The organism is Moorena sp. SIO4A5 (genome assembly GCF_010672005.1).
Classification (GTDB): Bacteria; Cyanobacteriota; Cyanobacteriia; order Cyanobacteriales; family Coleofasciculaceae; genus Moorena.
The window spans coordinates 1-24,978 of sequence record NZ_JAAHHZ010000011.1 but is presented as its reverse complement, the minus strand read 5'-3'; the positions used below and the strand labels follow the sequence as shown (position 1 = coordinate 24,978).

At 43.6% G+C, this 24,978-nt stretch carries 29 protein-coding genes; 12 read left to right on the top strand and 17 right to left on the bottom strand.

What is annotated here, in order from left to right; genetic code table 11:
* The first annotated feature begins 404 nt into the window (after positions 1-404).
* On the top strand, positions 405-617 hold the full coding sequence (locus tag F6K57_RS07150; RefSeq protein WP_075900150.1) for a DUF2555 domain-containing protein: 213 nt from the start codon (positions 405-407) through the stop codon (positions 615-617).
* Positions 614-1,858, top strand: coding sequence for a bifunctional phosphopantothenoylcysteine decarboxylase/phosphopantothenate--cysteine ligase CoaBC (gene coaBC / locus F6K57_RS07145; protein WP_293023343.1), 1,245 nt, complete (start codon positions 614-616; stop codon positions 1,856-1,858). The genes F6K57_RS07150 and coaBC overlap by 4 nt, the downstream gene beginning before the upstream one ends.
* A gap of 44 nt (positions 1,859-1,902) precedes the next feature.
* Here coaBC and arsC read toward each other — a convergent pair whose 3' ends face one another.
* From arsC to purS, 7 genes are all read right to left on the bottom strand, one after another.
* Complete coding sequence (gene arsC / locus F6K57_RS07140; protein ID WP_293023341.1) at positions 1,903-2,298, bottom strand: arsenate reductase, glutathione/glutaredoxin type; 396 nt, start codon at positions 2,296-2,298, stop codon at positions 1,903-1,905.
* A gap of 197 nt (positions 2,299-2,495) precedes the next feature.
* Positions 2,496-3,212: an MIP/aquaporin family protein gene (locus F6K57_RS07135; protein ID WP_293066118.1), complete on the bottom strand. Its 717-nt coding sequence runs from the start codon at positions 3,210-3,212 to the stop codon at positions 2,496-2,498.
* Positions 3,213-3,297: 85 nt separating this feature from the next.
* Positions 3,298-4,554, bottom strand: coding sequence for an RNA-guided endonuclease IscB (gene iscB, locus F6K57_RS07130; protein WP_293023337.1), 1,257 nt, complete (start codon positions 4,552-4,554; stop codon positions 3,298-3,300).
* Positions 4,555-4,729: 175 nt separating this feature from the next.
* Entirely contained in the window at positions 4,730-4,867 is a 138-nt protein-coding gene (locus tag F6K57_RS07125) for a hypothetical protein (RefSeq protein WP_293023334.1), read from the bottom strand.
* A gap of 14 nt (positions 4,868-4,881) precedes the next feature.
* A complete protein-coding gene (locus F6K57_RS07120; protein ID WP_293023332.1) occupies positions 4,882-5,184 on the bottom strand; it encodes an MSMEG_0570 family nitrogen starvation response protein in 303 nt (100 codons plus the stop codon).
* 303 nt (positions 5,185-5,487) lie between these two features.
* Positions 5,488-6,183, bottom strand: a complete 696-nt coding sequence (gene purQ, locus F6K57_RS07115; protein WP_293023330.1) for a phosphoribosylformylglycinamidine synthase subunit PurQ — start codon at positions 6,181-6,183, stop codon at positions 5,488-5,490.
* The gene (gene purS, locus F6K57_RS07110) at positions 6,180-6,461 is read right to left on the bottom strand and encodes a phosphoribosylformylglycinamidine synthase subunit PurS (protein WP_293023328.1); all 282 of its coding nucleotides are present in this window, start codon (positions 6,459-6,461) and stop codon (positions 6,180-6,182) included. Before purS ends, purQ begins: the two co-directional genes overlap by 4 nt.
* 302 nt (positions 6,462-6,763) lie before the next feature.
* Here purS and F6K57_RS07105 point away from each other — a divergent pair, with 302 nt between their 5' ends.
* Both F6K57_RS07105 and F6K57_RS07100 read left to right on the top strand, forming a co-directional pair.
* On the top strand, positions 6,764-7,171 hold the full coding sequence (locus F6K57_RS07105; protein WP_293023325.1) for a transcriptional repressor: 408 nt from the start codon (positions 6,764-6,766) through the stop codon (positions 7,169-7,171).
* A 251-nt stretch (positions 7,172-7,422) separates the two neighbouring features.
* Complete coding sequence (locus F6K57_RS07100) at positions 7,423-7,635, top strand: hypothetical protein (RefSeq protein WP_293023322.1); 213 nt, start codon at positions 7,423-7,425, stop codon at positions 7,633-7,635.
* Positions 7,636-7,824: 189 nt separating this feature from the next.
* Here F6K57_RS07100 and F6K57_RS07095 read toward each other — a convergent pair whose 3' ends face one another.
* Positions 7,825-8,817 carry an SPFH domain-containing protein gene (locus F6K57_RS07095; RefSeq protein WP_293023320.1) on the bottom strand — a complete coding sequence of 331 codons (993 nt, stop codon included), beginning with the start codon at positions 8,815-8,817 and terminating at the stop codon, positions 7,825-7,827.
* Positions 8,818-9,135: 318 nt separating this feature from the next.
* Positions 9,136-9,567: an NfeD family protein gene (locus F6K57_RS07090; protein WP_293023318.1), complete on the bottom strand. Its 432-nt coding sequence runs from the start codon at positions 9,565-9,567 to the stop codon at positions 9,136-9,138.
* 229 nt (positions 9,568-9,796) lie between these two features.
* Between F6K57_RS07090 and F6K57_RS07085 the strand changes: the two genes are divergently transcribed.
* The gene (locus F6K57_RS07085; RefSeq protein ID WP_293023316.1) at positions 9,797-11,803 is read left to right on the top strand and encodes a protein phosphatase 2C domain-containing protein; all 2,007 of its coding nucleotides are present in this window, start codon (positions 9,797-9,799) and stop codon (positions 11,801-11,803) included.
* A 179-nt stretch (positions 11,804-11,982) separates the two neighbouring features.
* A complete protein-coding gene (locus F6K57_RS07080) occupies positions 11,983-12,210 on the top strand; it encodes a ferredoxin-thioredoxin reductase variable chain (protein WP_293023313.1) in 228 nt (75 codons plus the stop codon).
* Positions 12,211-12,387: 177 nt separating this feature from the next.
* Here the strand turns inward: F6K57_RS07080 and F6K57_RS41875 are convergent, their stop codons facing one another.
* From F6K57_RS41875 to F6K57_RS07060, 4 genes are all read right to left on the bottom strand, one after another.
* Entirely contained in the window at positions 12,388-12,861 is a 474-nt protein-coding gene (locus F6K57_RS41875) for a hypothetical protein (RefSeq protein ID WP_364301692.1), read from the bottom strand.
* Between the two features lie 177 nt (positions 12,862-13,038).
* Positions 13,039-13,884 carry a YdcF family protein gene (locus F6K57_RS07070; protein ID WP_293066110.1) on the bottom strand — a complete coding sequence of 282 codons (846 nt, stop codon included), beginning with the start codon at positions 13,882-13,884 and terminating at the stop codon, positions 13,039-13,041.
* Positions 13,885-14,006: 122 nt separating this feature from the next.
* Positions 14,007-14,324 carry a hypothetical protein gene (locus F6K57_RS07065; RefSeq protein ID WP_075900184.1) on the bottom strand — a complete coding sequence of 106 codons (318 nt, stop codon included), beginning with the start codon at positions 14,322-14,324 and terminating at the stop codon, positions 14,007-14,009.
* Between the two features lie 171 nt (positions 14,325-14,495).
* A complete protein-coding gene (locus F6K57_RS07060) occupies positions 14,496-15,887 on the bottom strand; it encodes a DUF2252 family protein (RefSeq protein ID WP_293066107.1) in 1,392 nt (463 codons plus the stop codon).
* A gap of 441 nt (positions 15,888-16,328) precedes the next feature.
* Between F6K57_RS07060 and F6K57_RS07055 the strand changes: the two genes are divergently transcribed.
* Positions 16,329-16,808 (top strand): DNA phosphorothioation-associated protein 4, encoded by a 480-nt coding sequence (locus F6K57_RS07055; protein WP_293023306.1) that lies wholly within the window; start codon positions 16,329-16,331, stop codon positions 16,806-16,808.
* Positions 16,809-16,863: 55 nt separating this feature from the next.
* On the opposite strand, the gene F6K57_RS07050 is transcribed toward F6K57_RS07055, so the two are convergent.
* Positions 16,864-18,465 carry a DGQHR domain-containing protein gene (locus F6K57_RS07050; RefSeq protein ID WP_293066102.1) on the bottom strand — a complete coding sequence of 534 codons (1,602 nt, stop codon included), beginning with the start codon at positions 18,463-18,465 and terminating at the stop codon, positions 16,864-16,866.
* A 106-nt stretch (positions 18,466-18,571) separates the two neighbouring features.
* A complete protein-coding gene (locus F6K57_RS07045; RefSeq protein WP_293066099.1) occupies positions 18,572-18,745 on the bottom strand; it encodes a hypothetical protein in 174 nt (57 codons plus the stop codon).
* 277 nt (positions 18,746-19,022) lie between these two features.
* Between F6K57_RS07045 and dndC the strand changes: the two genes are divergently transcribed.
* From dndC to dndD, 4 genes are all read left to right on the top strand, one after another.
* Positions 19,023-20,573 carry a DNA phosphorothioation system sulfurtransferase DndC gene (gene dndC / locus F6K57_RS07040; RefSeq protein WP_293066096.1) on the top strand — a complete coding sequence of 517 codons (1,551 nt, stop codon included), beginning with the start codon at positions 19,023-19,025 and terminating at the stop codon, positions 20,571-20,573.
* A gap of 21 nt (positions 20,574-20,594) precedes the next feature.
* Positions 20,595-21,182, top strand: a complete 588-nt coding sequence (locus tag F6K57_RS07035; protein WP_293066093.1) for a DUF924 family protein — start codon at positions 20,595-20,597, stop codon at positions 21,180-21,182.
* Positions 21,183-21,256: 74 nt separating this feature from the next.
* Positions 21,257-21,397 (top strand): hypothetical protein, encoded by a 141-nt coding sequence (locus tag F6K57_RS07030; RefSeq protein WP_293066090.1) that lies wholly within the window; start codon positions 21,257-21,259, stop codon positions 21,395-21,397.
* Positions 21,384-23,384, top strand: a complete 2,001-nt coding sequence (dndD, locus tag F6K57_RS07025) for a DNA sulfur modification protein DndD (protein ID WP_293066087.1) — start codon at positions 21,384-21,386, stop codon at positions 23,382-23,384. Before F6K57_RS07030 ends, dndD begins: the two co-directional genes overlap by 14 nt.
* Here the strand turns inward: dndD and F6K57_RS07020 are convergent.
* Entirely contained in the window at positions 23,374-23,892 is a 519-nt protein-coding gene (locus F6K57_RS07020; RefSeq protein WP_293066084.1) for a hypothetical protein, read from the bottom strand. The genes dndD and F6K57_RS07020 overlap by 11 nt on opposite strands.
* Before the next feature lie 203 nt (positions 23,893-24,095).
* Here F6K57_RS07020 and dndE point away from each other — a divergent pair, with 203 nt between their 5' ends.
* Entirely contained in the window at positions 24,096-24,491 is a 396-nt protein-coding gene (gene dndE, locus F6K57_RS07015; RefSeq protein ID WP_293066081.1) for a DNA sulfur modification protein DndE, read from the top strand.
* 29 nt (positions 24,492-24,520) lie between these two features.
* Here dndE and F6K57_RS07010 read toward each other — a convergent pair.
* A partial coding sequence (locus tag F6K57_RS07010) for a DUF2062 domain-containing protein (protein ID WP_293066078.1) occupies positions 24,521-24,978 on the bottom strand: 458 nt, incomplete at its 5' end.

Below are 24,978 nucleotides of genomic sequence, written 5' to 3'. Positions count from 1 at the left end.
TCCTTTAAATTTCCTTAGTGACGAAAAAGTAGAGACGTAGCATGCTAAATCTCTAATGAACCAACGATCAGCACTAGTCGAGTTGAATACAACTGCTGGAGACTGCGGAGCACTTGGGAAGAGCGATCGCTATTGCCAAAAATCTGTGCCACCTAATCAGAGCCAGGGCTTTTAAACTGAATAAATATAACCAACTAATAATAGTTCGTTTATGAATAAGTGATATTTCTATAGTAAGCCTCCATACAAATGACCCCTAAAAACTGATAAAAAATTTACGAATACTTCACGCTAAAGCTGGTATGATATATACTCAGTCGTGTCACTAAATAGGGATAATAGAAGTAAAGTTGTCGAAGACGTACAACTGTTAACAAAAAAGCTAAGTAAGAGAGGCGTGAGCAATGGCAACTACGACCATTTCCCAACGTGACCTTTCAGCTCTCAGTGCAGAGGACGTTGCCAAGTTGGCTGCACGTCTAGAGCTGGATGATTACTCTGGCGCATTTGAAGGACTCAAAGATTGGCATCTGCTGCGGGCACTGGCCTTTCAGCGTCCAGAGTTAGCAGAACCCTATATCTACTTACTGGACATGGAAGCTTACGACGAGGCGTGAATAAGGGTAGAAAAGTTTTAATTGGTGTATGTGGGGGCATCGCTGCCTATAAAGTTTGTGAGGTTGTTTCTACCCTATTTAAGGGGGTTGCTGAAGTAAGGGTAATTCTAACCCAGGGAGCTGAAAAATTTATCACTCCTTTGACTCTTAGTACCCTCTCTCGCTATCCAGCTTATACGGACAACGTATTCTGGCAAGCAAAGCACGAACGCCCGGTGCATATTGAATTAGGGGAATGGGCAGAAGTATTGGTGATTGCTCCTCTGACGGCTAATACCCTAGGTAAGTTGGCTTATGGTTTAGCCGATAACTTACTAACCAATACGGTTCTAGCGTCTAGTTGCCCTATTTTGTTGGCACCAGCGATGAATACAGATATGTGGAAGCAGCAGTCAGTGCAACGAAATTGGCAACAGCTGTTAAGTGACCCCAGGTATCATAGTGTTGGTCCAACAGCAGGACGGTTAGCATGCGATCGCATTGGTGCAGGACGGATGGCAGAACCAGAGGAGATAATCGCCTCTATCCAATCCCTGCTGTACACTGGTGGCAAACGAGACTTAACCGGTAAACAAGTCTTAATCAGTACTGGTGGCACTCGGGAATATATAGATCCAGTACGCTTTATCGGGAATCCTGCCACAGGCAAGATGGGACTAGCCCTAGCCCAAGCTGCCAGAAATAGGGGAGCAATTGTCACCCTAGTTCATGGACCAGCTACTTGGGAAGCACCGATGGGTATCCGGACAATTCCAGTAGTGAGTGCTACTGAGATGCATCGGGCGATGCTAGCAGATTTTGCCAATGCTGATTTGATTGTGATGGCAGCAGCAGTAGCAGATATAACCCCTGGAATCTACCAGGAGATGAAGATACCGAAGCATGGACTTCCTGCTGCTCTACCTTTAAAACCAGTGCCAGATATCCTAGCTGAATTGGGACGACTGAAACAGCCCAATCAGTACTTAGTTGGATTTGCTGCACAAACTGGAGATATTATCAAGCCTGCGTTACAAAAATTAAACAAGAAACGATTGGATGCCATCGTAGCTAACCCAGTTGACAAACCAAATGCTGGTTTTGGCAGTGATACCAACCAAGCAATTTTGATTGATAACAGAGGACGCCATCAACAGATTAATCGCTGCACTAAATTAGAGTTAGCTCACCATTTATTTGATTTTATCCAAAATCCTCCGGAAGGTAATAGTAATGTAAAGTATCAAATAATTACTAGATAAATAGGCTGTTTATAAGTCCTTGAAATTAACCGTAAACCAACTAATTAGCTCAAGGTTTCCACTAACTTAGCTACTCGTTCTTTAATTTCATCTCGGACACGGCGAAACGTCTCTAGTGGTTGCCCATCAGGATCATCGAGCTGCCAATCTTCAAACACATCTCGTAATACCCAGGCTTCTGGTAAATTAACACCACAGCCGCACAAGGAAAATACAGCATCATAGTCTTCAGCCTTGAAATCGTTTAAAGGATTAGAGGTCTGGTCAGTAATATCTATATTAATTTCATCCATGACTTGAATTGCCGTAGGATGAACTCGACTTGCTTCTAGTCCAGAACTAGTAACAGAAATCTTTCCTTGTCCTAAGGTTCTAGCAAACCCCTCTGCCATTTGAGAGCGGCAGGAATTTCTTTTACAAACAAACATGATTTGTTTCATAGTTATTTTTTTTGTTAGTTGTTATTTGTTAGTTTTTAGCTTAAATTTTATACATTTAAACTGTATATTATTGAAATTAACTAAAAAAAATAGAATCCACTCCTCTTTTGCCTATTGCCTATTGCCTATTGCCTATTGCCTATTGCCTATTGCCTTGCTAAAACCCATTTTAAATGCGTTTTAGCTTAGCTATGCTTTTACTGAATATCCCGAAATCCATGGGAAAGTTGCCGATAAGCAATCACGGCTAATTGCGCTCCTACAATTGGGGCAACCCAATAAATCCATTGATGTTGCCAAATCCCAGCTACTAAGGCTGGCCCTAATGAACGGGCTGGATTCATGCTGGCACCGGTAATTGGTCCGAAGCAAGCTGCTTCTAATGCTACGGTTAAGCCAATAGCCAAACCAGCAAAGCCAATGGGAGCACGGCGGTCGAGACCAGAGCCTAAGATCACAAACATTAAGATAAAGGTGAGTACTACTTCCAGCACTAAGGATTGAAACCAGTTCCCTTGTAGAGGCAGAGTTGCGCCAAGATCAGCAACATACCCCAGTGTCAACAACAGTAATGTTGAAGCAGCGATCGCACCAATGCATTGAGCGAGGATATAAGGTAACACCTTGCGAGCGGGAAAAAAGCCACTAGCCCAGAAAGCAAGAGTCACAGCTGGGTTAATATGGGCATCGCTAATATGTCCTGTGGCATAGATTAAAGCAGCGACCACTGCTCCAAACACAAAACTGACGCCCAGATGAGTTAAGGCTCCCCTAGTGATGTGATTCACCATGACAGCACCAGTGCCAACAAAGACTAGGATAAATGTAGCCATGCCCTCAGTTACTGCCTCTCGCCAGCAATGGGATATTAAGGACCAGAGAGTTTGTTTGGGTATCAGTTTGCGGATTCTCATTTAATGGTGATCTAAATTTAGCCACAGCAGGAGGATTTAACAGGAACTTCCAGGACAACTATTCCCTGGTAAATCTCGGCAGATACTAGCAAAAGCTATAAGTGTATCCATCTTTTCGGTATATTGCCGATATATCTTGAGGTTTGCAACTTTTGTAGCCCTTGGTTCCTAACGGGGTAAATCCAAAGCTTCCTTTGCTTCTAGGGGTGACTTTGCCTATTCCTAGTAGAGGATGCTGGGCTATGTCCCCAGTAACCCAGCCTTTGATTGGTTTTAATGGATTGTGTCTGATGGGGTAACCGTATTTGTTAAGTGCTGCTTTCTGTCTCCCTCCGGGTCCCTTGCAAGTGACTAACAGCGGCTGAGAGGTTCTCAACACTAAGGTCTCAATATCCCCAACACAAGCGGCATCAATCCAGTGCTGCTTAGGTAGTTCTAATCTAGTCCGGTTGTATTTGGTTTGCGCTCCCGTTCCGGTGACCACAACCTTGATTAATTGAAGTACCTTAACTAACTTGTTCCGAGTTGCATTTACTGCTGTTGCATCTTTTAATGGCTGCTTAGCTTTAGATTTGATTTTTTGCAGTAGACTTGGCTTCTTTTTTAAGAAGTCTTCTATAGGCTTGTTACCTTTGCGTTGATTACACTTTTTACAAGCCAAACAAAGATTACTTACGCGATCGCTTCCACCAAGTGACCTTGGGTGAATGTGTTCGATTTGCAATGGAACGGATTGCTTACCACAGTAAGTGCATTCTCTTCCCCATTTTTCAAGTAAGTACTCTCTAACCTCATATCCGGCTAACTCTCCTTGCTGGTACTGAATGCCACTGATTTCAGGATTTTGCATTTTTTGGGTGTCAAACTTAACCCTTTCGACCCAAATCTCATTGACTGGGCAGAATTTAATCAATCGTTTTACCCAAGTCTGAATAGTCAAAATCCTGTGTTCTAGACTAGGTGGAAGCCATCCCTCTGGACGCTTACGGTTAAGGAATCTGGGTTTCCTGTAGCGGGTGTTGCGGTTACGTCTCCTACGCCTTACAGCGCTTCTAGACTCTAGTTTTTTCTTAATTAATCCTCCTCTGTGCTCTAATTCCATTCCCCAAATAACTTGGTTGTTTTGGACTAGGGCAAATCCAGTTACCTTACTACCAGGGTCAATCTTTATTTGACAAGGTGAGATGGTTGGATTATTGATCGCAGTCTTTAAGATGATTGTGAACGGGTACATCCTAAAAACGGCAGCCTTACCTTTGTTTAATAACCGGCGAGCTTTCTTTGGTGGAATAGGGTTTAATGGTTGCTTGTTTGTGTCAATAACGAATACGTAATTCTGCATGATTAGTGCAACTCAATTCGGTAATGTGTTCCTCGACAATGTTGGAATGGCTTGTCATGCTAACCACACATTTTGCCTTTTCTTAATAGTTAGCGATAGAGCCGGGAGCTGGAGGTCACCCTCGGGTATCCTGACCAGACCAACGTAGGAAACTAATCCTTAGTCTGCATCTTCGCTAGGCAATCCCAGAGTTTACCGGGAATTGCCAGGCTTTAACGAAGAGTAGCTCAATCACTGCCAGGCGCAGGGGATCGGAAAGAGCATGGAAGCCAGCGAGGATAGTAGTGGAGTCTGGAGGAGAAGTGGCTTGCATCAATTTTTATTGAATTATTCTGTGGGTTGGACATCGATAAATTTAAGTAATCGCACTTTTGGTTCAGATAGATTACTATACTTTTTCGCTTTGTCTTCTATTATCTTCAGTTGTCCTAGTGCTTTGCTACAAGAGAAACCAAATTGAGCTTTGACGCGATCACTACCATCCTGAAGCGCAGTCCGAGATAGTGCCACAAATTCCGAAAGGGAATAGTCTTGCTCAGCATTAAAATATTTCTTGACCACTAGAGAAGGGGAATAGCAAAGTTCTTGATTACCATCAGGCCATTCAATTTGAAAGTTAGTTTCAGGCATTTTTTTATCTTATTCGATTTTATATTTATATTTTTTTATTTTACTAATTATAACGATAAATTTTAACAAACACTCGCTGTCCACTCAACGACTAACCTCTGCTTCTTTATACTTTTTAAAATACTCTTTCGAGCATTAACAGCCACTAATTTTAATCAGATTTACAAAAAGTATAAACTTCAGTTTATGGCAATATTTATCAGTCAACCAGATCCCGTATAATTGCAATCTATTGCAGACAGATAAGGTTTAGGGAACCCATGTAGCGGTCGCGATTATCGGTAATTAGTGGTATCGATAACACTAGCAATCTTCAAAAGTCTTTAACAAACTCTGAAACAATCTCATCCCATCGATATTGCCTAACATCGGATCAGCTGCTCGTTCTGGATGGGGCATCATACCCAAAATTTTGCCAGTGGTATCACAAATTCCGGCAATGTTATTCAGGGAACCATTGGGATTACCTGTTGTCTCTATCTCTCCTGAAACAGTAGCGTAACGAAACAATACCTGACCATTATCTTCGAGAGCTTTGAGAGTTTCAGCATCAGCGTAGTAGCGCCCTTCACCATGGGCAATAGGTAGACTTATAATTTCTCCTGGGTGATAAGCTGTAGTCCAATGTAAATCAGTGCGCTCTACTTTAACTGGAACGCGATCGCAAATAAAATGTAAGTCCCGATTTCTGACTAATGCCCCTGGTAACAGCCCCATTTCCGTCAGCATCTGGAAACCATTACAAATGCCTAGGACAAATTTACCCTGTTTAGCATGGTCTACCACCATTGGCATGACTGGAGAAAACCGGGCAATTGCGCCACAGCGCAGGTAATCCCCATAGCTAAAGCCCCCAGGGAGTACCACCACATCTAAGTCAGAAATATCGGTTTCTTGATGCCAAACCATCCTGGTTGGACATTGGAGTAAGCTAGTTGTAACATAGGCCAAATCGCGATCGCAGTTTGACCCAGGAAAGACCACCACCCCAAATTTCATGCTTCCACTCCTAGTTGTGCTGACATCTCAACCAATTCAAAGCGATAATTTTCAATAACTGGGTTGGCTAACAGCTGGTCACAGATCTGATTCAATTGCTCTTGCGCCATATCTTCATTAGCAGCACTCAGGCTAAGTTCGATATATTTACCAATACGCACCTGTTCTACACTCTCGTAGCCTAGCTGCTTCAGTCCTGACTCAACAGCTACACCGGCTGGATCCAATACCGAGTTTCTAAGTGTAACATAAATATAAGCCTGATATTTGTTAATCACAACTCTCCCCTTTCAATATATAATGATAATGGATATAATATCAAGGATGAACGATCAAGGATTAAAAAATTCTATCAATTAGGTTACTGATAGGTTACTGAGCAATATTTTTTGAGCTAGTATTTTTTCAGCTAGTATTTTTTTTAGCTGCCACAGCGTGTAACCAGCCCTAGCCTAATCCTGGGATTTGGGCACAGCCGCGCTCACTATTGCTGATGATCCGTTGATCATTCATCCTTCTTTACAGTTTGAACCAACAAGCACGATTAACATCAAAAAAATAGGATATTAAAGAAAGATTAATGAAAGGCCAACGCACCCGCTCCCAAGAGCGAATTCTGAAACTGCTCACAAGCTTGAATCGGGCTATGTCGGCCCAAGATCTTTATGTAGAGCTGCGCAAACGTAAGCAATCTATGGGTTTAGCTACAGTTTACCGCGCTTTGGATGCTTTAAAACTAGAAGGAATGGTGCAAGTCCGGACTCTTGGTAGTGGAGAATCCCTCTACAGTGGTGTACAAAATGATCAACATCACCTCACTTGTCTCAATTGTGACATGTCTATTCCCATGGAAGAATGTCCCATACCTCAATTACAGAAGAAGTTGCAAGATTCTTATCAATTCACGATTTTTTACCATACCTTGGAGTTTTTCGGATTATGTGAACAGTGTTCTGTAACTAAGGCTACAGAATCTCAAGAGCCATAATGATATAATACCACAATCACCTAATACAGCCGTGCTAACAGAAGCTTGGTGATGCTGGCTTAGCGGCTTAGCTAGCCAAAGACACGATCCGAGTACAATGTACAATGGAAAATTGCACAGAACTTAAGTGTCGTCTACATCATAAAAAGGTTAAAAAATGGTGATAAGCACTTTAGAGGGATAGTCTCAATTGGCTTTTGCACGGCTTTCAGCCTCCAAAGTGCTAACTAATTTTAATAGGTGCTTGTGTTATGGCTAATATCAGGGAAGTTGTACAAAAAGCGCTCAAAACTGGCTATTTGAGTGTAACAGAAGAAGATAAGCTACGGCAGCTTCTAACTAGAAAATATCCACTGGAAGACTTAAATGCCTTCATGAAACTGCAGCTAGCTGTGATGAATGGTAATGTTAAGCAAGAATCTCGTGAGATGTTCTGTTCCAAGCAACTTTCTCAAGGGATATAGGTATCCTTTGGTTATCCTACTGCCAACGGGTTCAAACTGCTTTGGCTAAAACCGCTTTCAATAGATTCCTATATCCCTTGGCTGTCTTAACAGCTCTGGGTTTGCTTGATGGGAAGATTTTTTAGTTTAAGACATAAGCCCCACCTAAACGGTGATACCCGTCTAGGTATGGCTAATTGAAGCTGAACTTCACCTTTGATTCACATTCATACCTAGGGAATTAGGGTTAACCTTGTCGCCATCACCGACAATCGAACGCATCCCTTCAATGGTTGCCGGAATGCTGCGAGGATCCATAAACATAACTTTACTACTCTCGCTAGTGCCAACTTGCATACCCATATCGATATAATTCTGAGCCAGTAAAAACTGGAGAGCATCACGAGCATTGGGGTCATTATCAAGAGTCTTAGCCACAATTTTCAGAGCCTCAGCAGTGGCTTGTGCCTTGAGAACCTGCTGCTGTCGTTCTGCCTGAGCTTTGAGAACTATTGCCTGTTGTTGAGCTTCAGCGTCCATAATCGCAGCTTTTTTACGGGCTCCAGCATCTAACTCTAGTGCCTCGGCCTTACCTCTGGCAGTGTTAACCGCAGATTCTCGTTCCCCTTCAGAGGTCAAAATTGCCGCCCGTTTGCGGCGTTCTGCTGACATCTGCAACTCCATTGAGTCCTGCACTGCCTGAGACGGCACAATGTCCCGCAGTTCCACCCGCGTGACTTTAACCCCCCAAGGATCAGTGGAAATGTCTAATTCCCGCAGTAGGGTTTCATTGATTTGAGAGCGAGCGGTAAAGGTTTGATCCAGTTCCAGTTTCCCCATTTCGGCTCGAATCTGGGTTAGCACCAAGTTCTGCATGGCGGAGCGCAGGTCTTCAACCTTATAGTAAGCTTTCTCCATATCCATGATCCGCCAGTAAACCACAGCGTCAACGGTAATGGAAACATTGTCGGAGGTGATACAAGGCTGAGGTGGCACATCAAGGACTTTTTCCCGAATGGTTTGCTGGTAAACCACTTGCTCAATCACGGGAATGACAAAGTTGAGCCCAGGTTCGAGTTTTTTGCCACTATATTTTCCCAATCGTTCCACTAAGGCTTGGTTTCCTTGATTAATAATCTTGACGGAACCGAGAAGACCTGAACCGCCCAAAGCTAAAAAGACAAGCAAAAACCACTGTGACACGCTCTTTCCTCCCTTTCGGGTAGTGTTTTACAAATTTGTTGTTAGAGGGGGAGCGGATGGGTGGGGAAGGGCAGAAAACTTAATTTAGACTGATTTAGTCTGATTCTCAAGTGCTTGAAGCTGACTTTATGACCCTCTGTCCAACCTGACTGTTCCACGTATCTTTTGTCAAAAAATACTGGACCCGGTGAGCAGGGAGACTCCCAACAACTAGTAACTAGGGGGACTAATAGATCTAACGTTGACTCTATTACTCCATCACCCCATTAACCCATCACTATCCCCTGAACCTGGTAGAGCACCCATGGTCGATCAGCTTCAGTCATGCAATAGGTGATGAGGCACAACAATCAGGGTAGTGCCTTCCCTGCGCACTACGTAGACCTTTTGGTTGGATGCGATCGCATCTGCATAGTCTTCACAACGGGCACGCCATGAGTTGCCTTCATAGAGTACCCGCCCAGTTTGCCCTGGCAGAATTTCTGTCAAGGTTTGAGCTTCCATCGCATCCAAATTTTTGCCCACTCTGGCAGGGGGCATCAGGCGACGGGATAAAAAGACTGAGGCAGTGGAAAGCAGCAACCATAACCCCACTTGTAGGGTATAAGGTATGGGCAAAATCGAGATCACAAATCCTACCACCAAAGCACTGATGCCCATCATGAAAGCAACAAACGCTGTTGGCACAAACAGCTCGACTAAGCACAGCATTGACCCGGCAATTAGCCAAAGCATCGAGGAACTTACCATCGGCTCATCATAATATACGGGGTATGGGGTGAGTAGTTGCAGGTAACTCTACTTTATTTTGTCTGACGTCAGACAAAGATATAGGTTGCTGAGTTATTTTAATTTTCTTTAATTTACTAGACAACTTTGATAGAAAATGTTGAAAAGCTCAAACAACCCCTCTTCTAATTTATCTCAGCCGTCTAGAATTTGACCGTATAGCCGTAAATTAACTTCATAGGTATTAGCCGTGGATCGTTATCTTTGGGCAGTGGGTTCTGCTGCCGTAGAGCTACCAGTTGGAGAACAAGTCGCAGACCGCTACCAGGTAGTTGCCCCGCAAATTTGGCAGGATATGCAGCCAGAACTGCCACCGGATTTTCCTGAACAACTCAACGGCCATATTCTTCCTTACCTACGCTTGTATCCCCACTGCCTCCATGTGCCAGAGGTTTATGGGATATGCCAGTTGCCACAGCAACGGAATTTCCTGTCTACACCCGGTCAAGATGTGGTCATTTTGCTAGAAAATGCCCCGATCGATGCCAATGGCAACTTATATCCCTCAATGGAGTCGATGTGGACTTCTGCTACCGCAGTGCGTCAAGTCTATTGGCTTTGGCAAATTTGGGAATTATGGATACCCTTATCAGAATTGGGTGTGGCTTCTAGCCTGTTAGTACCAAATAATTTGCGAGTTGAAGGGTGGCGGCTGCGACTACGGGAATTATATCAAGATACCATGGCTGATACGAGTATATCACCAGTTGTACCGTCTAATGGTCTAGAGGATAGGGGATTTGATACAGGATTTGATACATTGGTTTCCCCAGACTCCCCTGGCGAACCGAATTCTGTGAGTGAACCCTCTGTCGATGCTAGTCTTAAACAGCTAGGAGAGTGCTGGGAAGCTTGGTGTCGCAAAGCATCAGTGTCTGTGGCGGATCCGCTACAAGCTATTGCCCAACACCTGCAAACTGAACACCCCTCCTTAAGTGCGATCGCATCCCAACTTAACCACCTATTACTTGAGCAAGCTGCTCAGCAGCCGTTACGGTTAAAAATTGCTGGTATCACCGCAACTGGTTCAAGTCACAGCCACAATGAAGACAGTTGCTATCCCACTAAGGCTGACTTGATTAAGGACCCAGAGCAACCCCAAGACCCCTTGATTCCTCACCTGTCGATTATTTGTGATGGTATTGGTGGTCACGAAGGGGGGGAAATTGCTAGCCAGTTAGCACTACAGTCGATTAAATTACAGGTTCGGGCATTACTGGCTGAGTTGAACGAAGATCCGGAGCTGATGACACCAGAACTCGTAACCGAGAATCTATCAGCAATTATCCGGGTTGCTAATAACATGATTTCTTCTCGCAACGATCAACAAGAACGAGAATCCCGGCGTCGCATGGCTACTACCTTAACTTTAGCGCTACAACTTCCCCAAATGGTGAATACACCAGAAGGGAAAACCAATGGTCACGAAATCTATATCGCTAGTGTAGGAGATAGTCGTGCTTACTGGCTTACTCCCGACTATTGCCAGCAGCTAACTGTAGATGATGATGTGGCTACTCGGGAGGTGAAGCTTGGGCGTAGTCTTTATCGACAAGCGTTGCAGCGATCTGATGCACAAGCACTCACTCAAGCCTTAGGGACAAAGGAGGCTGAATTACTTCGTCCCACTGTGCGACGCTTTATTGTGGAAGAAGATGGTTTGCTGCTGCTGTGTTCCGATGGCTTGAGCAACAACAACTTGATTGAAAAATTTGGTCGAGATTTACCGCAAAAAGTCAATAGCCACCGAATTTCCGTCGAATCGGCAGCTGAGTCTTTAATTGACCTGGCGTTTCAACATAATGGTCAAGATGACATTTCGGTGGTGCTAACATACTGTGCTGTCTCTCCCCAATATCCGACAGTGCTAAATTTGGGAGACATGTCTAGCTCAAAAGAACTACAGGTGGTTAATCTGGAGCAGCAAACCGCTCTGACTTCATCAGTACCAGCGGAAATAACCACAACCAATGACAATAAACCCGAAACCACCCGCTCATACCGGGATTGGATTAGAGCCGTGTTTGGGCTGCTGGGGGTAGTCGGTATACTTGTTGGGGCTGGTGCTATTTTACTGACTACCCAATGGATACTAGCTCCTGAGGGCTTCCAGAAAATGCGCGATCGCTTTTTACCATCACCGGATCCCAATCTACCAGAGTCTTCACCTACCGAGCAGGAGCTCCCAGATAACTAAGGGTGAAACCAGCGCGTGAATAAATTTAATATTATAATTCACTATTATAATTTTAAGCAAGAATCATCGGCATCAGATAGCTAGATGTAAACAACCCACTCTGTGAGACAATAATTAGGTTGCCTGAGCCAACCCTAGCTTAGGTAAGGGATGTCCGTATAATAGTTAGAGTTACTTATATGAAAGTTGGCGATCGCGTCCGAGTCAAAGAATCAGTTGTGGTATATACCCATCCCGAACACAAGAATAAACCTTTTGATATTAAAGGTCTCGAAGGGGAAGTTACCGGAATAATTTCTGAGTGGCAAGGTAGGCCCGTGAGCGCCAATTTACCAATACAAGTCAAGTTTGACAAAAAATTTAAAAAAGTTCACTTCCGTGAAGATGAATTAGAAATTATCCCCTAGGCGGCTATATTATTAGCTATAGCAATCATAATAACCATCATAGGGATTTTTAAACAGGTTGGCACGGATAGGAAAAAGTTAGATAATTACTGTATCTATTGATATCTATTACTATCCGTGTTAAATTTAATTTTTTCAACCATATTTTAAGATAATAAGCTATCCGTTTATTCTAATCTACGACTTGCCGCGACTGAACCAACCAAAAAGGTTGATATCACCACGCATTTTTTCTAATTCCTCTCGATGGCTTTGTGCTGTCAAATAATACCACTGACAATAGTCTTCAAATTCTTGCCGATGCTCTACTTCTTGGCTAAACTCATAAGCTAGCTGGTAAGTGGCAAACATATCGGCTGCTGGTGGTGGTGCTGGGACAATCCGTTGGAATTCTTCTGGCATAGTAACTAGGAAAATATAGCTATTTTCAAACTCATGAGGTACAAATTCATGGGTTTTAGGGAGCAGGGAACAGGGAACAGGGAACAGGGAACAGGGAGTAGAAATTAGGGAAAAGGGAAGAGGAAAGAGGGAAAAAATCCTGTGTACCTCATAGCTATGATAAAAGCTATTATCAAGGATAATATTTGGTTCTTCAGTACCTGCTATGCTAAATTTAAATTCAAAAAACTCATAAAGCTTACTGTACAAGGGTTATGAGGCTATTTAATTAACCAAATTTTCTAAATACTGCCTCTTTCCCCTGCTCCGAACGCGCCCCGCGTGGCCAACGGCCTCAGTCCCTGCTCCGAAGTCCCTTCGCCAAAGTGTTTATTTAGCATAACAAGTACGGAAGAGCCTAATATTTCAGCAACAATAATAATCTTATTACACCCAACCGCGAATGCGATAAGCTACTATTCCAATGTATTCCTTGATAGCACGGGTAATCCTAGACAATTGATCAGCATTTGGCAGAGAATGTAGCAAAGCAGCTTGACTACTACTGTTAGGTTCATCCAGTTCATATTGAGACACTAGAAAATCTGTTGGTGCTGGGATCACATCAATACCCTGACGCCGGAACACCAGGACAGAACGAGGCATATGGATGGCCGAAGTTACTAATAATACCTTGCGCAAATCCCGCTGATCCAAAATTTTCCGCACATTGACCGCATTTTGGTGAGTGTTTAAAGACCTAGACTCTTGAATGATAGCGGCTCTTGGAACACCCAGGTCTTCTAGAATCTGTGCCATGTCTTCTGATTCAGGGGCCAACCGTTGTGAGGATTGAGCACTTTGGGAAGAAAGTCGTTGGCTAGAGTTATTACTACTGGAACCCCAAACAATCCGACCACCAGCAGGAATCACCCAGGGAGCTTTCCCTTCACGGTATAGCTGAGCACCATAGAGAACGCGATCGCCTGCTTCATCCACTTCTGGAGTAGGTCGTGGTGGAAAAGGCGGTTTGGTCGCTCCCCCCAAGATCACGATCACATCAGCCTCAGGTAATTCTGAAGTAGGAAGATATTGCCACTCCAGGGAGCGTATTAAGCTGTTAGTCACCCAAGTATTACTTGAGACCAACAACACAATTAATGCCAAAGCCACGGGTATCGGTACCCAGCGAGGGTTGCGCCAGGACATTACCAAAGCTACTACCAGTAGCACACAAGCCAGGCCCAAGGGGTACAGAAAGAGTGGCAATAGCTTTGAGATAAATATAAACATTTTAGATTTTAGTGACGATCAAACCACATCTATTCCATAGAGTGGTGTGGCAGTTGCCACTAATCTATCTTAAATATCTCGGTATTTACCTTTGACCAATAGCAATAACTAATTCCTCTTGCTTAACGTCTAAAAAATCTACTAATAGGATTGAGTAACCCTTGTGAGCGCCTCTTTTCTCTAACTTTTCGTTCCTGTACAGCTAAACGGATGCCAGTTAAGTCAGAAGTACCTTCCTCGGGATACTCTGCTTGCTGGGGTTGTAAGTCCCTGGGTTTGTCTGGGTGGTGCCACCAGTCAACTATCAAACCACCGGCTAAAGCGCCGATGCCACCAAATAGTAAGCTGAATTGGATGTCGTATCCCAGCAAGGCAAGGGCTAAGATAAAAAACACCAAAATTTGAAGCCCGCTTAAAAAACCGTCTTTCTTACCGTTCATCTGATTAAATATAAGGTATGTAGCTGTTTTGTTTCTAAGTTAGAGGTTAGAGGTTATAGATTATAGGGACTAGATCGCGACCCTCCCTTTACCGCTTATCCTGTTAATGAAGCTTTCCCCTCTGCCATATCAACGGATTACATTCTACCAAAGCCAATTAAACTAAAAGGATTAGTCACAACTGCCGCTAGAGCAGCTATTGGGTTTCAGCTTGTCCACAAAGTAACCATAGTCCTTCTTAACTTGATCAGCATAAGTCAAAGCCAATTCCCTTACCAATTGCCGAAACTCCTTGTGGCGACCGTCAGTCAACTTATCCACCTGTTTGTCTATGGAATAAGGCACTAAGGTGGCATCAAAATCTTTGTCAGCTCGTGCGTGAGCTGTTGCCAACACTTGACCCCATTGTTCAGCTAGCTTAACAAAGCGTTTCTCTTTGGTTAGCTCAGTGATATCAAAGGTTTCCTTAAATGGCGATCGCTCTCGCACTGAGTAATACCCATCCCCTAGTTTCATCCAGCCCAGGTGATTATCGGTGTACTTGGTTAAGGCTCGATAGGCTAAAGCGTGACGTTGACCCTCATTGTTAAAATTTTTATCATACTTTTCCCGTTCCTCCTGACTCAAGTAATCATAGGCAGTAGGGGAAGATTGGAATTTAATGTCCAAGATCCGGTCATCCTTCTGGGAAGACGTCTCGCCTTCAATTAGGAGATAATACCGGGGCACTCCTAAGGAACCAGTGCCAGCCAGTAAACGTTGCGCAATATCTTTGACTCGGAAGTAATCTTTATCATATTTAAATTTTTTTGTCAACGTTTTCTTATAATCTGCGATCGCATTCTGAATATCCTGTCGCTCGGAAGCAGTAGCTTTGCCTAACTTAACCTTGGATAAATCGAAGCGACGCTGATTTCCGTCCAGTTCTGTCCATTTTTTCAAGATTTTTTGGCGGCTTTCGCTAGCTTCCACTCCTTCTAGGAAGTCATCCAACTTCCCATAAGTATTGTCTTTAGTGAAGTAAGTCTCCAGTTCACGATCATTACCGCGATAGGAAGCCATAGTATCAAGATAGGACTCACTAAAGGCATCAATCCCCTTGTTTTGTTCCTCAGCAGACAAACCATTCTGACGACCGACCAATGCTAAACTAGCTCCCATGCGCCAGACATCATATTGGTAATCAGCAATAATCCCATCATCAAAGTCATCGAGTGGGTAAACGATTTCCCCTCGATTATTATCATATGCCCCAAAGTTCTCGGCATGCATATCTCCGGATAACCAAATCTTGGTTTTGGCATTTCCAAAATCCTTGAGGCGATTATCGCCAGCAAAATCTTTCCAAAATAATTGGTTAGTGCCACGGTAGAAGACAAATTCAGAACAAGCCATTTTGCAATATTTAGTTTCTCGATCTTGCTTAGAAATGTCACTGTTTGCCTCCTGAATCGTTTTCACGACTACCGTTGCGCGATCGCTGGTTTTCATTTGGGGGTCCGGTCGGTCGGGGGAGGCACAGGATAGGTTAGTCAGTAAAAGTAGGATTGCAAACGCACTCACATAAACTAGTTGCTTACAAGTCTTCATCATTCAACTCAATAAACTCAAAATTACGTTAATCTATGAAACATCAAGCAATAGATCTCTAAGAGGCTATTCCGTCAGCCGTCAGCCGTCAGCCGTCAGCCGTCAGCTCAAAGCTCACGCTACGCAAACAGCTTAAAATCAACCTAGAACGAGATAATTTAATAGTTCTAGATTAATGAAAATTGAAAGTCTGGGGAAAAGTCCATTGACTCGTGGCACAGACTTCGACGCTGGGAGGCATTAGCTGATAGCTGATAGCTAATAGCTGATAGCTGATAGCTGATAGCTGATAGCTGATAGCTTACGCTATTCCTTTACTCTTTTTATTGATGGTATAATAAATAGATTACCGCACTTTACGGTTTTTGCGCTTAGCCTTGTGCATAAGATTTATTAAAACTAGACACCAAGACAATGGCTGGAAACAGAATCAGGGTTGCTAAAGATAAGGCGGCTTTGGTGAAAGACCTAACCGCTTCCGATGGAAAAACCGGACCGTTTCAGACTTATGCTGATGTGATGGTGTTTGCAGCTGCTTTAGGAGTAAAGCGTAAAAAGCGATCGCCCCTGAAGGTAATTTCTAAACGAGAGCCTGGTCCGATTGGACTGGAAATTTTTGTCTCAAGGGGATATGAGGTAGTAATTAAATTAATTGCGATCGCTGAGATTAAAGATACTAAAATTCTTTCTTCTATCGATAAAGAGTCTGAGGACAAACGCATCTATATTTTTGAGGAGTATGCCAATGGAGGGCTTGATATTTTGCGCAATGAGTTGCGAGGTGCAGTAGACTATTCCGAGCGACTTTTGTTAATTTTAAATAATGATAGGTATAAGAAGAAAGAATATAAAGAAAATGAGCAACAAGAGTTTGATTTGAGTCGATTTTTGTGAGAGCTAGCGCCTACACTTACGCGATAGGGAAGTGTAGGCGCTGTCACTACTTCTGTTACAGCTGAGGTGGTAATCCTACCTCCTTCAGTTTCACAAATTTGCCCTCAAAGCTGATCCCTTGATCTTTGCCAACACTCCTGGCATTAGCCACAGCGATGCGCAGTTGAGCACGTTCCATACGCTCTGTAACACCACCCAAAAGATATAACATCACTTTGGAGGCTAACTCTCGTCCAGAAACTAGCACTCGCTTTCGATTTGGGTCATACAAAATCCCGTACCAAGGGGATTGTGGGTGATCGATCTGACTAAAGCCACCCGAACCATCGTATTTTTGAAGTTTCTCGAAGATGCTTTTGAGGGAGAAATCCTTGTTACATACTAGGATACCCAAAGCTTGAACGAGGGCGATTTGTCCTACTGGACGGAATAGCATGTTTCCTTCTCCTCCACCCCTTTCATGGTTAAACCGACGCAGCTGGGGTGTTTCTTTTCCATGGTCGAGCTTTTGATAGCTGGGTAAACTAGCGAGATAGTCGAAAAGCTCTGTCAATGTTTTAGTTCCCATCTCTAGCTCTTCATCTTCAGGACGCATGGGAATTAGACCTTTCTCACAGGGTTTCCAGTGACAGAATTGGTAGCCCAAATAGAGCTCAGATATATGTTTGAGAGCTTGTAGGGTAGTCAAGACGGTTGACTTAGCAGAAACCGTAGCGCTATCCCAATTAACCCGAGGATTACGATTTTCCATCTCCCTCAGTAGAGGATGAGTCATGGCAATTTTTCTAGCAACGATTGAGAAGCCATCGTCTTCATTGAGCAACGCTAGTTGTCCTTTGCTCAACCTTACTGCCATCAGGTTAACGTGAGCAAAAATCGATCGGATGCGTCGCCGTGCTTCTTCACGGGTTTCTCCCTGAACGACAGCAGGAATAAACTCAATACCAATTTTTTCTGTCGCTAGACTTTGGAGATAACCTGGCGAGATGTGATACTCCTCAATCAAGTCATCCACTGTAATCAGGGAGCCGATTGGCTTTTTCCCTTTGCTATATTTCTGGAGCGTACCAATTTTAATCAATTCCATCAGAGCCTGGATTCCCATCAGTCGATGTTGACCATCTAAGGCAAAAATTGAAACATGGTCTGAAACATCAAGCAGTCCGACTGTGCGATCTTTATCTAAACTGGTGAACTCAGCTGCGGACTGCCGAGCGCGTTGATTCTTATCCCACTGAGCAGCTTGGGCATTATCTACCCACCCAGAGCTAAGCACTACCAAGACTGGGGGAAACTTGTGAGTTTTGCGGGCTGCTAGATATTGAGCCAGAGCAGCTTGACGTGACCAATCAAGGGGACGCTGCTGAAGCGCTTCGATGGTATCGGCATCCCTGACGATATTGTTCGTTTGTTGATCAAACTTTTGTTGAAATAGCGGTAGTTGGGAGGCGTAGCGGACGCGAATCGCTAACCATTCCAGAGTGACTGAGCCAATAAATGCCTCTGTAGTGCCCATGTGAGTTTTCTGCACCAAGATTTGATCGTTTCTAGCCAGATGTCTATCGAGCAATAACGCCAGCGCTTGTCGATCTCGGCTTTCTTGTTCAAGTATTTGCTTGGCGAGGTCATTGGGATGATTTTCAGTTTTGATCACCATAGTTTTAAACCCATAATGCTGCGTTGTAGAAGCTATCGATAAATAGTAAGCATTCAGCATTCAGCATTCAGCATTCAGCATTCAGCATTCAGCATTCAGCATTCAGCTAATGCGCTACCTCACAGCGTCGTTCGCACAGCGTGGCCAAAAGCCAAAGCCTGTGCCACGCTACTGTTCGCGCAGCATGCCCGTAGCGCAATCGGTGCTTTTGAATAAAATAAGCTGTTCCCGTAGCATGAGCCTTTAGCTGACGGCTGACCGCTGACCGCTGAACGCGCACGCGTGCGCGTAGCGCATATGCTTACGATAAATATTTTTAAGACTAGCACAAGTTTTTAACAATCAAATTAGCTGATTTCCCTATACTCGAGGTTCGATAGAGTAAAACTATTAATCATACCAATTTAGGAAGAAAAACGTTAGATCCACTGTCAAGAAATTTTATTCAAAACTTGGGATAAGCTCGAAAAAAGGACCAATCTGCCAAGCCTTGTCTTAGCAGAGAGTAAGCACCCCGCTCTTTCCCAGAGGGGGTTTCCCCACTGCCGTGAAGACTGATGAATCAGGTAAAACTCTCAGAAAATAAGCCAAAAAATCGCACTGTGGCTGAGCTGGTGGAAGAGATTACTGCTCTGACCACCGAAATTCAACAGTTGTACTGCTTAGACGCAATTCCCTGGGTTATAGGGTATAGTGGTGGCAAGGATAGCACCGCCACTCTACAGCTGGTATGGAATGCGATCGCAGCTCTGCCACCAGAACAGCGAACTAAGACTATCTATGTCATCACTACAGACACCTTAGTAGAGAATCCGATTGTTTCAGCTTGGGTTCGCAATTCCCTAAAACAGATTAAGTTGGCAGCTGAAGCTCAAGGATTGCCCTTTGAACCCCATCTCTTACAACCGGAGGTTAAAGAAACCTACTGGGTAAGTTTAATTGGCAAAGGTTACCCAGCCCCACGGGGGAAATTTCGCTGGTGTACTGAACGTTTGAAAATTAAACCCTCTAACCGTTTTATTCGGAATGTTATCCGATCTAGTGGAGAGGCTATTGTTGTTTTAGGCACTCGCAAAGCTGAAAGCCAACAACGGGCAAGACGGATGAAAAAAATGGAAGCTAAACGAGTACGTGATCGTCTAACTCCTAATATGAATTTACCCAACTCGTTGGTTTATAGCCCCATTGAAGATTGGCAAAATGATGAGGTTTGGCTCTATCTCATGCAATGGGAAAACCCTTGGGAATACAGCAATAAAGATCTATTTGCTATGTATCGAGGGGCTAGTGCTGATAACGAATGTCCATTAGTTGTGGATACCTCTACTCCTAGTTGTGGTAGCTCTCGTTTTGGTTGCTGGGTTTGTACACTGGTGAGTCAGGATAAATCCCTGACAGCGATGATTGATAATGACGAAGAGAAGGAATGGCTGGAACCTCTACTGGATTTGCGAAAGGAGTTGGAGCCTGGAGAAAACCGTGAGCGACGAGATTTTAGACGTAGCAATGGTAATGTCCAACTGTATGAACGGAATTTAGATGGACAAATCTCTGTTGAGCCAATTCCTGGTCCTTATACCAAAGAAGCACGGGAGTATTGGCTGAGGCGATTGCTTACTGTTGAAACTGAAATTCGTCAGAATTGTCCAGACAATATGGGGGACATCACCTTGATTAGTCAAGAGGAACTTAGTGAGATTCGTCGCATCTGGCTAGAAGAAAAACACGAATTTGACGACAGTTTGCCCCGCATCTATGAGGAAGTTACTGGTGAACCTTTCAAAGACATCCGTCCTGGCGCTGAAAACCATCTGCTTGGTGTTGATGAGTGGCAGGTCTTAGAAGAAATCTGTGACAATGATGCTATGCATCTCGAACTAATGGCAAAACTGCTAGACACAGAACGCCAGTATGTGACTAGGTCTCGTCGTATTGGTATCTATGAGGCTTTGGAGCGGTGCTTTGATACTAGTTCTCGGTCTAAAGAAGATGCGATCGCTAATGCTCACTTGAAACGAGATTTAAAAACAGCTGCTGATGAAGGGGATGTTGACACTGTCAAGCAGCTGGCTTGGGCAAATTTAAAATTTCCAGTCCAAAATTCGTAATCCTTAAAACTGGAGTAACTTATGATACAGGCTTTGGATAGATTTAATGAGATATTAAATTTCTGGTTTGGTAAGCCGGACGAACCCGAATATGGCAAATCCCGCAAAGTCTGGTTTACTAAGAACCCAGATTTTGACCAAGAAATGCGATCGCGTTTCCTCGACATCTATCAACAAGCCGTGACTGGGGAGTTAGATAATTGGCAAACATCACCCTATAGCTGCCTAGCGCTAATTATCCTATTCGATCAGTTTCCTCGCAATATGTTTCGGGGTCAACCCCAAGCTTTTGCTACTGATTCCAAAGCCTTGTCTACTGCCCAGTATGCTGTTGATCGAGGCTTTGACAAAGAACTCTTACCAGTCCAGCGCTGGTTTATCTACTTACCATTTGAGCATAGCGAAAATATCGAACATCAGCGCTACTGTGTTGAATTATTCTCGACTCTTAAAGATGATCCCGATAGTGCCAGTACCATTAATTATGCCTATCGTCATCTAGAAGTGATTGAACGTTTTGGTCGCTTTCCCCATCGCAATAAAATCCTTGGTCGGGTTAATACTCCAGAAGAGGAGGAATTTATAAAGCTGCCCGGTTCATCTTTTTAGCGTTAATTATTTAGACTTAATCGTTGAGATTTAACGGTAAACGATTAACACCAACTATAGCGTTTATCATAGTTATGAGGTACACATACTTTTTTCTCTTTTCCCTGTTCCCGATTCCCGATTCCCGATTCCCGATTCCCGATTCCCGATTCCCTGTTCCCTGTTCCCTGTTCCCTAGAAAATTCATACTTGATAAATCCTGTGATTTTCCTTGAACTTGTCCTAGAAAACTTTGGCCCCTATCTCGGGCGTCAGGTAATCAATCTCTGTCCAAAAAGAGATGATAACTCTCGACCTATTATTCTAGTCGGTGGTATGAATGGTGGCGGCAAAACCACTATGATGGATGCGATTCGTCTGGCTTTATATGGACACCGCGCTCAATGTTCCACCCGTGGCAATTTGAGTTATAGCGACTTTCTAACTCAGTCAGTCAATCGCAATGCCTTACCTATTGACAACACCCGAGTGGAATTAGTTTTTGAACATATTGAGAACGACCAGCCGATGGAGTATCGGATTGTACGCACTTGGACAAAAAAACCGAAAGATGGTAAGGATAACTTAGGTATTTTAGAGGGAGACTGGCTGGATTCTGCCCTAACCAATACCTGGGACGAGTACATTGAAAATCTGTTGCCCTTAGGAATATCAAACCTATTTCTTTTTGATGGGGAACAGGTTAAAGAACTAGCAGAAGTGGAAACACCACCCCCGGTTGTTGTGGAAGCGATTCGATCATTACTTGGTCTAGAACTTGCTGACCGCTTAGCCATTGACCTTGATATTTTAGTGACGCGCAAACGCAAATCTATGGCGAATCAACAGCAACTTGCTAATTTGGAAGATATCGAAAAAAAGCTTTCCTCTCAACAATCAGACTATGAGCTAGCTAAACAAGAGTTATGTAGTATTCAAGAACAGCTAGAACAAACCAGGGAAAAACAGCAACAAGCTTTTGATAAATTTGTCTGTGATGGTGGTAAAATAGCAGCCCAACGGAACCAACTAGAGAGTCAGCTAAATTACTACAATACTAAAGTTGAACAAATTCGTGAACAGATGAGGGAATTAGCAGCTGGTATTTTGCCTCTATCGTTAATTGAACCCCTACTCACCCAAGCTCAAGCTCAAGCAGAAAAAGAATCGCGGGCATCACAGGCTAAACTAGCTAGAGATATTTTACAACAGCGTGATCAACGTCTGGTAGATTTATTGACTGCCCTCAAGTTGCCTGCTAAAAAATTTGATAAAATTAAAGCGTTCTTGGGAAAAGAAAATCAACAAATAGAGCAAGAGGCTGGGGAGGTTAAAGACCCTTGGTTAGGAGCTGAGGAAGAAATGTTTCATTCCCTAACTAATCTCCTGACTTACTACCAACCAACTCAAAAGCAATTAGCTGAAGAGCAATTAGCTAAGCGCAAAAATCTGGAAGCAGATATTAATGCTACTAAACGACAACTAGCAACAGCTGCTCCTCCGGAATCCTATCAAGAACTCGAAGATGCACTAAAACAGGCACAAACGGAATTGGCTCAAGCTCAAGCAGCTTACGAAATCGCTAAACGCCGCTGTGATAAATTAGGATATGCGATCGCACAAAGCAAAAAAGACTTAGCCAGGTATGGTGAAGAAACCATTGACCGCAAAAATGATCAGCATATGCTTGCAGCATCTGCATTAGTCCAACAGAGCCTTAAGGTTTTCCGGGAACAGTTAACTCTGAGAAAACTGAATAAATTAGAACATGAGGTAACCGAATGCTTTCTTTATCTCCTTCATAAATCTGACCTAGTCCATCGAGTTGCCATCGACACCAACAGCTTCAGCCTATCCCTGTACGACCTACAAGGAAAACTTGTACCGAAACATCGTCTATCGGCTGGGGAAAAGCAATTATTAGCGATCGCATTATTGTGGGGACTAGCCCGTGTTTCTGGACGTAATCTACCCGTAGCCATTGATACCCCCCTCGGACGATTGGACTCGTCCCATCGCAGCAACCTAGTGGAACGCTACTTCCCCGCTGCCTCCCATCAGGTGATTCTGCTGTCTACAGATACGGAAATTGGTAAGGTCGAAGCTAAACAATTACGAGAAGCTGATGCGATCGCACAACAGTATATACTCAATTATGACCCAGAAAAACATCGAACAACCGTGGAATCGGGTTACTTTGACTCAGAAAAGGTCACGGCATGACCATAAATGTTGTTGATTGCCCATGTAATTTGTCTTGCACTACTTCTAGGACAGGGTCTAACGTAATCCTGTATTCTCCTTCTTGCTCCAAGGTAATGCTAGGGCCTGGTTGATAGGGCTGACTAGGATCCGCCGTAGGATCCAAACCCACCCTCGGATAGTTACAAGAATCGTCTTCCCCTGGTATAGGATCACAAGGGTAATAGACAACTGGACTTTGCAAATCGACCATAAACTGTTGTTGGCTACCATCTGGTAGGTAGAGAGTCATTCTCAACGGAATCGGCTCTAAGATATTGACAGGGTCACCAACAGTTTTAAAAGCGAATTGGACAGTTTCTCCAGCAGTAATTGGTTGCTCTTTATCTAGTATTGTCCGGATGGTTAGAGGTTTTGACAGTAACTGTGGTTCTTCTACTAACTCTTTTGTCTCATTATAGCCGCAAGCAGTAATCAATAACGGGCTAATCAATAGGGCAATGGCGAAGACAGTTTTACGAATGTACATGCTTGTTAATTTTATCGCTATTTGCTATCAAAGACGCCAATTTACCCTAAAAAGTTCTACTGACGGCTGAGTACTTATAGCTAAATCATGATCTGAATATTTCTATCTTTTTACAAGTATTCAAATTGCCAAACTATCACGACTTTGGGCAAATACTAAAGTAGTTTTTCATAAACCGTAAACCTGATTTCATTAATATATACATGCAACCCCCAATAAACCAGATCACACTTTCCCAAACTGCCAAAGACCAACTAATAAAACTCAAACGTCAAACCAAAATCCCTCAGTGGAATGTCCTTTGCCGCTGGGCAATCTGCCGTTCCCTCGCTGAACCGACAATGCCCTCCCCGGTTACCATACCTGCTGATAGTAAACTCGAACTCACTTGGAGCGTTATAGCAGGAGATATGGCTGATCTGATCCTGATTGCTCTGAAACAACGGTGCCATAACGATGGCTTAAGTTTTGAGCCAGAAACTCTAGGGAATCAGTTTCGCCTGCACCTTCATCGAGGTATTGGTTACTTAGCAGGGGATACCACTATTAAAAAAATTGAGGATTTGATCGCCCTGGCTGTTATCAAGGATCAAGGATGAAGTATAAAAGGTGAAGTCTTACTCAGGACTCAGGAGTTAGCATTCTCGGACTCAGCACTGAGCACTGAGGATTGAGAACTATAGTGTTCAATGCGGTGCGTTTGCGTAGCAGTTCTTTCAGAGCATCGCGAAGCAGTTCCAAAGGAACATCGCTTTTTCTGATGCTGCAAGGAACGAGCACTCCGCAATCGATAGATCAGCTTTACACTCAACCAATAACTAACCACAGCACAAACCAACCCAACGGCAAAACAACCAACAAATAAGGTTAGGACAATTTCTGAGCCCAATTCTCTAAATTCCTGCCAAGATTGGAAACTCACATTAGCCAATTCATCCTGATTCAGTAGCCATTCTCCGACGTGAAAGTTGAATGCAAAAATCGGTACATAAGTCAAGGGATTACTAATCCAAGTTCCAGCAGTAGCAGCTATTTTGTTCCCTCGCAAGAGTACCGCCAGCAAAATCCCTATAAATAACTGGAGAC